This is a genomic window from Lysinibacillus sphaericus (genome assembly GCF_015844675.1).
GTDB classification, from domain to species: domain Bacteria; phylum Bacillota; class Bacilli; order Bacillales_A; family Planococcaceae; genus Lysinibacillus; species Lysinibacillus sphaericus_E.
Genome location: NZ_LDGC01000061.1, coordinates 50,229 through 62,838, shown reverse-complemented (window position 1 = coordinate 62,838; position 12,610 = coordinate 50,229). Strand labels below are relative to the sequence as shown.

Annotated in this window: 10 protein-coding genes and 1 riboswitch; all 10 genes read right to left on the bottom strand. The window is 36.2% G+C overall.

Annotated features, from left to right (window positions below; translation table 11 throughout):
• Window positions 1-179: 179 nt before the first annotated feature.
• Window positions 180-1,343 carry a cation:dicarboxylate symporter family transporter gene (locus ABE34_RS14970; protein ID WP_197143310.1) on the bottom strand — a complete coding sequence of 388 codons (1,164 nt, stop codon included), beginning with the start codon at window positions 1,341-1,343 and terminating at the stop codon, window positions 180-182.
• A 384-nt stretch (window positions 1,344-1,727) separates the two neighbouring features.
• Window positions 1,728-4,907 carry a hypothetical protein gene (locus ABE34_RS14965; protein ID WP_197143309.1) on the bottom strand — a complete coding sequence of 1,060 codons (3,180 nt, stop codon included), beginning with the start codon at window positions 4,905-4,907 and terminating at the stop codon, window positions 1,728-1,730.
• Window positions 4,904-6,328 carry a glycosyltransferase family 2 protein gene (locus tag ABE34_RS14960; RefSeq protein WP_197143308.1) on the bottom strand — a complete coding sequence of 475 codons (1,425 nt, stop codon included), beginning with the start codon at window positions 6,326-6,328 and terminating at the stop codon, window positions 4,904-4,906. Before ABE34_RS14960 ends, ABE34_RS14965 begins: the two co-directional genes overlap by 4 nt.
• Complete coding sequence (locus tag ABE34_RS14955) at window positions 6,325-7,371, bottom strand: HEAT repeat domain-containing protein (protein ID WP_197143307.1); 1,047 nt, start codon at window positions 7,369-7,371, stop codon at window positions 6,325-6,327. Before ABE34_RS14955 ends, ABE34_RS14960 begins: the two co-directional genes overlap by 4 nt.
• Window positions 7,368-8,252, bottom strand: coding sequence for a response regulator (locus ABE34_RS14950; protein WP_197143306.1), 885 nt, complete (start codon window positions 8,250-8,252; stop codon window positions 7,368-7,370). Before ABE34_RS14950 ends, ABE34_RS14955 begins: the two co-directional genes overlap by 4 nt.
• A gap of 425 nt (window positions 8,253-8,677) precedes the next feature.
• The gene (locus ABE34_RS14945; protein WP_197143305.1) at window positions 8,678-9,535 is read right to left on the bottom strand and encodes a MetQ/NlpA family ABC transporter substrate-binding protein; all 858 of its coding nucleotides are present in this window, start codon (window positions 9,533-9,535) and stop codon (window positions 8,678-8,680) included.
• Window positions 9,536-9,631: 96 nt separating this feature from the next.
• Window positions 9,632-10,300, bottom strand: a complete 669-nt coding sequence (locus tag ABE34_RS14940; RefSeq protein ID WP_197143304.1) for a methionine ABC transporter permease — start codon at window positions 10,298-10,300, stop codon at window positions 9,632-9,634.
• Complete coding sequence (locus ABE34_RS14935) at window positions 10,290-11,318, bottom strand: methionine ABC transporter ATP-binding protein (RefSeq protein WP_197143303.1); 1,029 nt, start codon at window positions 11,316-11,318, stop codon at window positions 10,290-10,292. The genes ABE34_RS14940 and ABE34_RS14935 overlap by 11 nt, the downstream gene beginning before the upstream one ends.
• 299 nt (window positions 11,319-11,617) lie before the next feature.
• Window positions 11,618-11,722, bottom strand: a riboswitch (SAM riboswitch).
• A gap of 64 nt (window positions 11,723-11,786) precedes the next feature.
• Entirely contained in the window at window positions 11,787-12,089 is a 303-nt protein-coding gene (locus ABE34_RS14930; RefSeq protein WP_197143302.1) for a thioredoxin family protein, read from the bottom strand.
• 16 nt (window positions 12,090-12,105) lie between these two features.
• Entirely contained in the window at window positions 12,106-12,447 is a 342-nt protein-coding gene (locus ABE34_RS14925; protein ID WP_197143301.1) for a toprim domain-containing protein, read from the bottom strand.
• Window positions 12,448-12,610: the final 163 nt, after the last annotated feature.

Here is a 12,610-nt window from a genome sequence, read left to right as displayed (position 1 = left end):
ATTAACCATTAAATCCGTAAGGCTTTATATTCACCATTAGCTATTCATCATGAAAAGTAGCACTCCTCTCTAATTAATCTGTAAGAGAGTTCCAACATTATTTCGCGACCTAAGCAAAAAAAAATCGCCGTAGCAGGCGATTTTTTTTTAGTGATTCTATCCGTTCACTCTGGTATTTATTAATTTGTTTGTTTGTTGAAACGGTCGACAATCATAGCTAATGCACCATCTCCCGTTACATTTGTAGCTGTACCAAAGCTATCTTGTGCTATATACAGTGCGATCATTAGTGCAACCATTGTTTCGTCAAAGCCAAGCATTGTTTGCAGTAAGCCTATTGCGGCCATGACTCCTCCTCCTGGGACACCAGGTGCAGCAACCATTGTAATACCTAGCATAAATATAAAGCCGACATATTGTGCAAAGCCTATATCCATACCGTTCATCATCATAACACCTAAAGAACAAGTTACGATTGTAATCGTACTACCTGATAAATGAATAGTTGCAAACAGTGGGATTGTAAAATTCGTTACTTTTTCTGAAGCCCCTGTTTTTTGTGATTGTCGCAATGTAACCGGAATAGCTGCAGCTGAAGATTGTGTGCCTAATGCTGTAAAATACGCAGGTAGCATTGTTCGAAGTAACTTAAGCGGATTTTTCTTATTTAAAGTTCCCGCAGTAGTGTATTGCACTAGCAATATTACCCAATGCATCGCAATTATAAGTACGAAGACAACTGCGAAGACTGATAATATTTTTGCTACTTGTCCTCCAAACGTCATGTTCAAGAAGATACCGAAAATATGGAATGGTAAAAGAGGAATAATGACAAATGAAATTAACTTTTCAATGATTACATTAAATTCTTCAAAACCACGTTTCATCACATCGCCTTTGATGACTGTCATACCAATCCCTACGATGAATGCAAAGATTAATGCTGACATCACACCCATTAATGGTGGCATTTCAACTTTAAAGAATGCCTGTGCTAAAAATTCTTCTGGGTTTTTCATACTTTCCATAGCACCATTTGATATGAAGTTGGGTAACACATTTCGCGCTACTAAAAAGGCAAACATGCCTGCAATGATTGTTGAGAAATAAGCAAAGAATGTTGCCAAACCTAATAATTTTCCTGAGCCTTTCCCAAGCTGAGCAATGCCCGGTGCAATAAATGCAATAATAATAAGTGGTACAACGAAATTTAAGAAATTACCGAATAAGCCATTGAATGTTGCAAATATACGTACAAATGGCTCCGGCATCAAACCTCCAAGTATTACCGCTAAAAAGATAGCGACAATAATTTTTGCCAATAGACCAAATTTAAACTTCACTATAATGTCCTCCTTAAAAAAACAACTGTCTTTCTCGAATGTATTAGTAGTAATTTAACATAAACAATCGTGAGAATATACAGTTCAGTAAATAGGCGGAATTATAAAATATTTTTATATTTTCAAACAAAACAGTTCATCACCATAACGTGGGGTTGATTTCCGTTCCGACTGGGCGCTTTGTTACTGACGCTTCGCTTTCGCACAGTTAAAACATTTGTTGCTGACGCTTCGCTTTCGCACAGAGCAAAGCTTCCTGGGGGCGTCCAGTCGGAACGAAGATCAACGGATATATCGTACGTTTTAACAAATAACACCCAACTTTTGGTAATAAGCAAATAAAAACTTAGAATAGGTAAAAAATCACCTATCCTAAGCTTTCATTTAATATGCTTTAAATAATTTTTGTAAAATATAATAGGATTGTTTTAAACGCTCTTCATACTTAGGCGTTTGCCATGGCTCCCAAGTATAAGCCGAGAGTTTCGGTAAGACTTGGTCATTTGTCTCTGGTAAAGATTTTACAACTTTGCCCTCTTTATCTACAAAGACCGCACCAATATAAATATTATCGACTTTCGTCGAAGCTGTTTCTCCATCTTTATATAAATCTCCCATAAACTCACGCTGGCTTGGATCTCTCGTTTGAATTAGTAGCCAAGGAATTCGCAGCTCAATCACATGATCATCCGTCCACGTATAGTCTACTAACGAATTATAATCTTTTGCTTTTGGATTGGCATTCCCTTGAAGCAGCTTCCCTGTTTCATAATAACTAAAGTCGGTAGTCCTTTTTTGCTCTGGTAAGTACAACTGTTTATTTAACACATAATAAATCGGCGCAAACTTACCACTATTTTTTGTAGGAACTGCCATACGAGATGGAATCATTTTTAATGTATGACCATAAAAGTAATCATAGAAATCATAGTATTCATCTATGACCACTCGAGAGTCTCCACTTTTATTTAATTCCACCATAAAATCTACACCATTTGAAAACGTCATATCTTTTATTGATGTAGCTGAAGTATTCCCTTGATTTGGTACTACATCAAGTAAAATACGAGGTGATGCTTGTTCTAAAACATCACTTTTTAATTTGAGATACAAATATCTTTCATCATAATCGACAGCAAAATCTGTTGAGTCAGAAGGTGAGGTATTGTACATTTGTGTACCTTTCCATTCCTTTGTATTGCCGTCTACTTTTACTTTAAATCGATCAAAGCTTAGTACGCCAAATTGCTGTTCATTTGTTTGTGTATTAGACCAAAATGGTCGACGGTTTGGATCATCATAATCCATCGTATTCCACGTCCGCTTAAACCACTCGTCCTGCCATGTAAAGATAAGGCCTCCGAGCAAGCCTTCATGCATAATATCTTCATATAAATGTTGGAGCGTTTCACCTTGCTGCTGTTCGGACATATGGCCCTGATTCCAGCCATAAACATTTTCATGTGTCATACCACGAGCTGCTGGTATTCCAAACTCCGCAACAAGAACAGGCATTTTATGCGCTTCATGAAGTTCTTTTAAATACCCTGCATAACTATTTTTATTGCCCCGGAAATCTTTATAATTTAAATATTTTTGATCGTAGTTAAAGAAGTCAGGGTAATAAGGATAAACATGATAGGAAGCAAATTGACCTGGTGCCTGCATCTCACCTTTCGTATAAATGACATTTGGATTTACGCCTACTAAATCCTCATCCTTAGAAGGCTCAGATGGATGGTCTAATAAGTCGGTTGTTACCCAGTTTGTGAAACTCATTGGACGGATCCAATTATATTTATCCTTCTCGTAAGCAGTAATAAGATCCATTTGCTCTGCTAACCAATGCTCAAATGGTGAAGCATTTTTCGTTTCAAAGTACTTTCCATTATATTCGCCTATATTGGCATGTTTTTCATTCGTACCAACAACCATATGCGGATACCATTCGATTCCTAGCACCCAGCCTATTACATATTTTGAAACGTCTACATCATATAATCCTGAGGCATGTCCTGTTACTGGCTTCACATAAGTATTACCGTGGATAACGTCCACCATTCGTTTCATTTCAAGTTGAAAATCCTTTAGAGTAGCTTCATCATAGGCATCTAATGAATCAACCAAACCTTCTTCATTAATCCATACACCATGCAATACATACAGTGGTTTATCTGGATGTTCTTCATTGTATTTTGCAAGTGCCCGATAAAAACCTGGCGGGTGTAATGTATATACACGAATCGTGTTGGCATTCATGTCAGCAATTTGTCGGAACCATCTATAGTACTCTTCTTCCGTAATAGCAGCCTCGCCAGGGAATGCTCCTGGTTTACCCATACCGATATTAACGCCCTTAAAGACTATCGGCTCCCATTTTCCATCTCGTAAGATTTCAAATGACTCGCCCTTAATTCGTGCGTTGTAATTTAATTTGCCATGATTAACGTTTTCTTGAACTTCTTTTTGTTCAAACGTTTCAAAAATTTTATGCATGACTGGTATATAGATTGACCAATAAAATGAACTATCTGCATACTTCTCAGCATATTTATAAATGGTCGGTAATCCTTTTATTTTGTAAAGGGTCGGTACCTGCGACATATCGTTAAAGTCTCCAGCAAAATAATAGCTTGTCGTGTAGCGTTTATCCTGTGAAACGATTGCCGCAAATTGCTGTGGAATATCGTTGTCCTCTAATAGTTTTTCCCCTTCTTTTGTTAAGTCCCATTCATAATTAGCGAGAGCATCCTCTGCATATTTAGGTGTGATAATATCAAACCAATAGCCATATTCTGCTTGAGCAGAGGTGTTGAAGAACTTTTTCCCTTCTTCAGTAAATTGCACTTGAATGCCTTCTGTGTTTACATGCTTGTCCAACTCTAGCACAATGAGCTTTTCAGTTATTTCATTAAATAGAAGAAAGCCTCCACCTTTGAATGGCCAATTATCACCATGTTCATCTATGACCCATTGTGGAATTTCTGTATTTTTATGATAATCAAGCTCATCAAAATATCGCCCAATCCATCCAGACCATGAAATTCCTAAATAATCCTGTAACTCTTTTCTAACTTCCACTGACGTTGGTGACGCAAATGTATTGTATTCAGCAATCAACATACTTTTCTTGTTGCTTGCTAAACGATCTACTATAGACTGCCATTCATCCATTTCTAAGCCGCCTACAATTTTTTCTGAACGTTTACCTAAGCGCTTTTTTTCATTTAAATCATCCTTATAAACCCCGTACGTATCAGCCAAATAAATAACATCATAATTCCTATAGTCAGTCGGAAACTTTTTTTCTGACACGTTCTTCGTTTTATCATTCGGAAGCGTACCATAGTAATTTTTTTGTACATCATACGGATGCTCATCGAGTGTGTATTTATAATGGTTTAAAAACCAGTTCACACCTAAATGCTCTCGATAAGTTTCATTCGGAACCGTTTTATCTAGAATCGCAACGTTGAGCGGTTTTTCATCGCTGAAATACCACCATCCTATAGGTGTAATAATGAGAATTAGAACGACTATAATCCCTATATATATACGCTTCATACACTTTTCTCCTTTTCACCGATGCCGACACGCTTCATATTACCCCAATCACTTCTTCTTAACACAAACCGGAGCAATCCCTCACAGCGCCAAAAAAGAGTGAGTGGTCGATACCAGAAAATTTCAGTAAATGCTAAAAGTATCATGCGTAATAGCTCTCTCGGTTTCGGATAAGTATTCAAAATCCATGCTTCGAATAATATAGAAGCTATAGAAAAAATTACTCCATAAATAACGAAAAGCAGTAACAGAATTATAGCTACTTCATAATAGATTTTCCCTAAGAAAAATGCCACTACGATATAAATATAACCGCCTAGCTCAACTAGTGGTCCTAGGCATTCTACTAGCCAAAAGTATGGAAATGAAAGCAAGCCTATTAAGCCATATTTAGGATTCAACGTCATCGCCTTATGCTTCCATAGGCTTTCAAATAACCCTTGATGCCAACGTCTACGCTGGTTTCGCAAAACCGCTAATGACTGAGGTGCTTCCGTCCAGCACACAGGATCTGGAACAAATTCTATACGTTTCTTTTCTTTTTTCTTTCTTATCAAACGGTGAATATTCACGACAAGCTCCATGTCTTCTCCAATAATATTGGTTGAATAACCGCCCGCTTCCACAGCCCATTCCTTCGAAAACACACTAAATGCTCCCGAAATAATAAGTACAAGATTGTATTTACTTAAAGCTATTCGCCCCATTAAAAAGGCTCTCGCATATTCTATTATTTGCATGATCACTAAGTAGTTATTTGATAAGTGTGTTTCAGTAACGGAACCTAGCTGCATTTTTGCGCCATTGGCAATTCGGATATTTCCTCCTGCCGCAATCACTTCACCATCAGATAAAACAATCGGCTTCATCACACGAAGCAATGATTTTTCATCTAAAATTGAATCACCATCAATTGAGCAGAAATATGGATATTGAGATACATTAATACCAACATTTAATGCATCTGCTTTACCACCATTTTCTTTATCTACTAAAATACAATTTTTATAGATTTCAGATTCATAAATTTGTTTAACTTGTTTTGTAGGGATATGTGTACGAACAATTTTATCAACGGGCTTCATTCGGAAATGCTCAATTACGGTTTGTAGTGTAGAGTCAGTAGACCCGTCGTTAATAATGATAATTTCCGTTTGTGGATATCGTAAATTCAACAATGAATAGACTGTGTCTACAACGCCAATCTCTTCATTGTATGCAGGGACTAATAAGGATACTGGTTTGGAGTAAAAGGCATCTATATGTGCATCATCATATTCCGAGGGATCTAATTTATAGCGTTTTCGCATTGCTAGCATGGCAATGACAAACATTGCGCAATACGAAATAATAACAAACAGCATATAAAATAGAATAAATCCACCAAAGAACCACATACAAAAATCTAAAAATACTTTCATTTGTTCCCTCGCTTTCTGACGATTGTTTCACGAGCCATATCAATTGCATACGGGTCATTTGAGGTCTCCATAAATTGCTGTAATTTCGCAATTCCATCTCTATTTTCTGCAATTGTTTTAGCAGCCTGTGAGCGAACCCACCAATTTTCATCTTGAAGAAGCTGTTCTAAATAAGCATAGGTATAGTTTAGTGGTACATGCTTAAAGATTTTCGCAACCATTAATCTTATTTCCCACATATCTGATGTCACAAATGAAATATAAGGATCGATTTCATCAATTACACCAATTTCATAAAGACCTTTTAATGCTCTTATTTGTATTTCTGGAACCTCATGCGTTAATAGCTGTTTTAACAGATTAATGTATTGCATATTTCTTTTGACAGCTGCAGTATCAATTGCAGCAAATTGGATATTTGTTGTCCAGCTATTAAAGTCTTCAAATAATCGAATAAATACGTCATCCTCTAACAAGACAAATACTCTTCTATATTCGCTTTCAGAATAATGAATGTTGGATTCTTTAATTTTTTCGATAAACAATTCTGGTTGGAAGAGAGAGTATATTTTTAACAGTTGAAAATATTCCTCCTCCGAAATTTTGGTTTTTTCGAATTGAAGACATGTCTCTAATAAGTCCTCTATCTGTAAATCAGCAATATGATATAAAGCATTCATCCTAATGCTCCATCGTTTACTGGACAAATCCTTTTCATAAAATTTTTTTAAATAGAGATTAGAAAACTCTTTTATTTTGTGTTCAACCTTTTCATTGCTTATATTTTTCAAATAAGATGAAAAGATTATTTCTATAGCGGCTACTTGTGCTCTCCCTCTGGGTACGAGCACTATAGAGAAAATTTCATCATTGATTAAATAGTTGTACCATTGCTGTGAAGAGTTTTGTAAAAAAGTATCACGCACTTCTGCAAAACGAATCTCCCGCTTGTGCTGAACAAGTATATAAATCGCAAATAAAAATAGAACTGTTAATAAAACACCGCTGACCGTTAAAAGAAAAGGAATCGACAGCTTGATCATAGCCAAAACCTCGCAAAAGTCTTTTTAATTTTTGCTTCTAACAGACGTAAATTAAATGGTTTTACGACATATTCATCGACGCCACCTTCATAAGCATTCAGTGTTGCACCCTCTGAGTTTCGTTCTGACATCATATAAATGATGAACTTTTTCTCATTCGGCATTTCTCGCAAAATGTGCAAAATTTCTAAGCCATTTTTACGTGGTAAAATATCGTTCATCAAAACTAAATGCATATGACCAGATTTATAGTGATCGGACTGTAAAAAATCATAGCCATCTTCATAGGTCGACACGTCAAAAGTATAATGAGGAATGTCTAAATTTTCGAGCGTCGTTTCTAGCACTTTTCTAAAGATTTCATTTTGTTCAATAATGCTAACCTTTACTTGCTCCATCGGTTGTACACGATAATCTGTAACCTGTTCTACTGACCAAATTGGCTGTTCTTCATCAGCTAGTTTGTGCTTATTTTTCTCTAATAATGTTTCAAAATCAACATTATTATTTCTTATTTCAGTAACGGAAGCTTTTAACGCTATTTGTTGAAATTCCCTTTCTTGCGTTAGTATTGCGAAAATCCGTTTTAAAAATGCTTTTACCTCTACTTCACTACTTTGCAGAAAAAATATTCCCCAATGCATGCCATCTGCTAGTTGGAAAAGTAAATCTGTTTTTCGTATTTTAGATTTTAGAAAAGCTGAAATTTGATGATTCACTTGATTATGTTCTATATCAGTTCCTTGTGAGGAATTCGCTACTTTAAAAAAGACTGCAGTCATCGTTAAACGTGAACGAATAACACTCTCACGCAAAATTTCAAAATAACCCTTCACCTCATGCTCCTGCATGATGTCTTCCACAACGATTAATTTATTCATTTGTGTTCACTCCAGTTGATGGAAGAAGCATTTTATTCTTCTTCATTATTTTTCTATCATTCTTTTGATTTATAAACACAACAACTATAGTAATAAATATGACTAAACAATTTCTATACAAAATTTTTGGTAAATCAATTACTTTTAAAATATTATTATATTTTTGCTACAAACTACAGAATAACATCTCTTCTGACAAAAAGTTATATTTTTCTGATAAAAGACAGCCTTTTATAATAAGAAAAAAGGGTATGTAATCTTTTAAATTACATACCCTTTCGAACTGCAAAAAAACACTATTTTATTCCAGCTTGTCGAGGGGAAAGCGCCAACTTGGAGTGAAAATAAACTTTTAAAATTCTTTTGATAACAAGATAAAAAAGAGTATGTAAGTTTTATACTTACATACCCTTATCGATAAAATTTTATTTAACTGGTACAACTGAACCTTTCCATTCTTCAATAATGAAGTCCTGGATTTCTTTAGATTTTAATACTTCTATCAATTTTTTAATTTCTGGTTTTGTTTCATCACCAGAGCGTACAGCTACAATATTTACATAAGGAGATTCTTTATCTTCAAGAGAGATTGCATCTTTCAATGGATTAATGTTGTTATCGATTGCAAAGTTCGAGTTAATTAAAACTGCATCGCCTTCATTATTTTCATACATTTGTACAAGCATTTCTGGAGCTGTATTTGCATCGAATTTGAAGTTTTTAGGGTTTTCTGCGATATCTTTTATTTCTGCTGCTGTTTTATCAACGCCATCTTTCAATTTAATTAAGCCCTTAGCTTCTAATAATGAAAGCATACGACCGTGGTCTGAAACTGAGCTAGAAAGTAAAATTGTTGCACCTTTTGGTAGATCCTCAAGAGATTTATATTTTTTAGAGTAAATTCCGATTGGTTCAATGTGAATGGCACCAGCATTTACAAAGTCATAGCCATTTTCTTTCATGCTAAGCTCTAAGAAAGGTAGATGTTGGAAATAGTTTGCGTCAAGTTCACCTGATTCTAAATGTTGGTTTGGTAATACATAGTCTTGATACGTTTCAATTTTAAGATCGATACCTTCTTTAGCTAAAGCTGGTTTTGCTTTTTCCAAAATAACCGCATGAGGCGTATTAGAAGCACCTATTGTTAATGTTACATTTTCTTTATTGTCTGATTTATCACCAGATGATGCGTTTGAGTCTGTATCATCTTTTTTACCAGCACCGCAAGCAGCTAAGGCTAATACTAGTACTGATAAAAATAATCCTGCTAATAATTTCTTCATTTTATTGCACTCCCTTTTTACTAATTTAAAATATGTTAGCGGTATAAAACCGAAATAACCTTTTTGATATTCGTAGCGAGATACGCTTTTTTCTTTTTAGCGTTTATCTGTTTTGGCTGTAATTAAGTCGCCAATCCATTGAATAATAAATACTACTATTAAGATTAATATAGTCGCCATTAAAGTTACATCTTGGCGATTACGTTGGAAACCATCTAAGAATGCTAAGTTTCCTAGACCGCCTGCACCGATAATACCTGCCATCGCAGTATAGCCAACAAGTGCTACAGCCGTTACAGTAAGACCAGAAATAAGCGCTGGTAAAGATTCTGGAATTAATACTTTCCAAATAATCGTTGACGTTTTAGCACCCATTGAACGAGCCGCTTCAATAACGCCTTTATCGATTTCACGTAATGAAATTAATACCATACGCGCATAAAATGGTGCAGCTCCGATAATTAGTGCCGGTAAAGCCGCATCTGCGCCACGAATTGTGCCGAGTAAAAATTTCGTAAACGGAATTAATAAAATAATCAAAACGATAAATGGAATCGAACGAAAAATATTAACGATTGAGCCTGTTAAAAAGTTCACCAGTTTATTGGCCCATAGTTGGTTTGGACTTGATAAAAACAATAAGATCCCAATTACTAATCCAAGTATAAATGTAATCACCGTAGAGATTGTTGTCATGTACAACGTTTCATACGTAGCTTCCCACATTTTTTCCCAGTCAACATTCGGAAAGAGACTAGTTAGCATTGGCAATCACCTCCGTTTGTACTTCGACTGTATGCAAGTAGCTAAGTGCAGCCGCCACATTCGACTCTGTGCCTTCAATTTGTACGATAAGTGTACCGTACGCGCCATTTTTCGTTTGCGAAATATTACCATGTACTATACTTACTTCTACATCACACTGTTTCACAAGATGCGAGATGACAGGCTGCTCTGTTTTTTCTCCAACAAAGATTAGCTTTACAAGTTGTCCATTAGGGTAATTTTCTTTAATTTGTGCCACAGTTTCCTGTGTTTCCTTCGTATCGGTAATTTGAGACACGAATTTTTTTGTAATGTCCGCTTGTGGCGCTTGGAATACTTGTAATACTTCACCACGTTCTACAATTTCTCCAGCTTCCATAACCGCTACACGGTGGCAAATTTTACGAATAACGTGCATTTCATGTGTGATTAACACGATCGTTAAACCTAATCGTTCATTAATATCGACAAGTAAATCTAGGATAGCATCTGTTGTCTCCGGATCGAGTGCGGATGTTGCCTCATCACATAATAATACTTCTGGATTATTAGCAAGTGCACGAGCGATGCCTACACGTTGCTTCTGTCCCCCAGATAGTTGTGATGGATACGCTTTATCACGTCCGTCTAAGCCAACTAGTGTGATCAATTCTTTCACACGTGCCTCACGTTTTGCCTTTGGAACACCTGCGATTTCTAGTGGGAAAGCAATGTTTTCCGCAACAGTTCGAGACCAAAGTAAATTGAAATGTTGGAAAATCATACTGACCTTTTGTCTAGCATTTCTAAGCTTTTGCCCCTTTATGGATGAAAATTCTTGATTGTTAACCGTTACCGTACCAAATGTAGGCTTTTCTAAACCGTTTAACAAGCGAATCATTGTACTTTTACCAGCGCCACTATAGCCGATAATGCCATAAATTTCACCTTTATTAATTGAAAGGTTGACGTCTTTAACTGCTGTTAATTCGCCATTTGCGGTTTTGTATTTCTTCGTAATATTTTGAAGATTGATCATAGCGAATTCTCCTTTTCTTATATCAATTGTGCCTCGGCATAATTGCGTCTGGAATCGGCTTTGTGCTGGCACAAAGAAATCCTTTTCGATTCCATGACATCCGCCGGAGGCTCTAGGCCAACAAATGTTTTCTGTTGCGAAAGCGAAGCGGCAGCAACATGACGTTGGTCACTCAGTCGTTGCCACAGGATGTGGCGTTCTTAGACTGAGTTCCTCTATTTCAGCGGCTGAAAGAAGTAAAAAACCCCTTCAACTATAGACAAGTAGAAGGGGTCACGTAACTTATACGTTGAACCGTTCTCTCATCTTTCAAAGATAAAATCTTTGGGTGATTTGGCACCTTTTCACTTTGTGATGGTTGCCGGGCTTCATAGGGCACTTCCCTCCGCCGCTCTTTATAAGAGTTCGATATATTTATTGTTTTTTTAATATATTTGTTACTTTACCATGTGATTAATATTCAGTCAATTAATTTTTTAACAATTCATATAAATATGGTACCGATTGAAAGGCATAAACCTTTTCTGTCACTGCTCCGCCTTCACAAACGAGTAAACATGGTACACTTTCGATTTTATTATCAAAAGCTATTTGCTCGATAAAATTAATATTCGCTTTACCGACCTGTAGCTGTGGCAGCAATTGCTCAATAACCGACATCATTTTCGATGCTACCATACACGTTCCACACATTGGTGTATATAAATAAAAAGCAGCCTTTTCACCGGACTGGATAACCGCATTCCACTGCTCTTTTGACCATTCTTCCATCTTTTTTCACGCAACCTTACAAAATATATTCATTATGGATTGAGAAATGTGCACGAAGTAAAATCCCCGCTAACACCTTTCTCGGAGTTGTCTCAACTTCCTTATATGTTGGCATTGTACGTAAATGCTCAGCCTCTGGATAATGTCTGTCCATTAATGCTCGTAGCTTATCACCCGATGTATCAGCATCAAAAAATGTATAAAGCTCACAGTCTTCATATGGATCAAGTAACTCTTCTAATTGATGCACACCAATTGTACCATTCGTGCAAAGTATTTTAACATGTTCATTTAAAATAGGTTCAATTTGAAGCTTATCCGAACGGCCTTCGACAATTAAGCATTTCCCTTCGAACATAACGCCACCCCCATTTAGACATATCCCTTCTAACTATTATATCAATAAACTTTGTCGTTAATACAGTTAGACACCTATTGATGAAGGAATATACTTACATTCACCCCACTTACTATAATGGCAGGATGAATGAAGATAATAAAAAACGTCGGTAGTTTCCGAC

What these genes read in the sequence shown, in the direction of transcription:
- ABE34_RS14965 (WP_197143309.1), bottom strand. Translation starts at nt 4,907, where the DNA reads ATGAAGCGTATATATATAGGGATTATAGTCGTTCTAATTCTCATTATT.
- ABE34_RS14960 (WP_197143308.1), bottom strand. Translation starts at nt 6,328, where the DNA reads ATGAAAGTATTTTTAGATTTTTGTATGTGGTTCTTTGGTGGATTTATT.
- ABE34_RS14955 (WP_197143307.1), bottom strand. Translation starts at nt 7,371, where the DNA reads ATGATCAAGCTGTCGATTCCTTTTCTTTTAACGGTCAGCGGTGTTTTA.
- ABE34_RS14950 (WP_197143306.1), bottom strand. Translation starts at nt 8,252, where the DNA reads ATGAATAAATTAATCGTTGTGGAAGACATCATGCAGGAGCATGAGGTG.
- ABE34_RS14945 (WP_197143305.1), bottom strand. Translation starts at nt 9,535, where the DNA reads ATGAAGAAATTATTAGCAGGATTATTTTTATCAGTACTAGTATTAGCC.
- ABE34_RS14940 (WP_197143304.1), bottom strand. Translation starts at nt 10,300, where the DNA reads ATGCTAACTAGTCTCTTTCCGAATGTTGACTGGGAAAAAATGTGGGAA.
- ABE34_RS14935 (WP_197143303.1), bottom strand. Translation starts at nt 11,318, where the DNA reads ATGATCAATCTTCAAAATATTACGAAGAAATACAAAACCGCAAATGGC.
- ABE34_RS14930 (WP_197143302.1), bottom strand. Translation starts at nt 12,089, where the DNA reads ATGGAAGAATGGTCAAAAGAGCAGTGGAATGCGGTTATCCAGTCCGGT.
- ABE34_RS14925 (WP_197143301.1), bottom strand. Translation starts at nt 12,447, where the DNA reads ATGTTCGAAGGGAAATGCTTAATTGTCGAAGGCCGTTCGGATAAGCTT.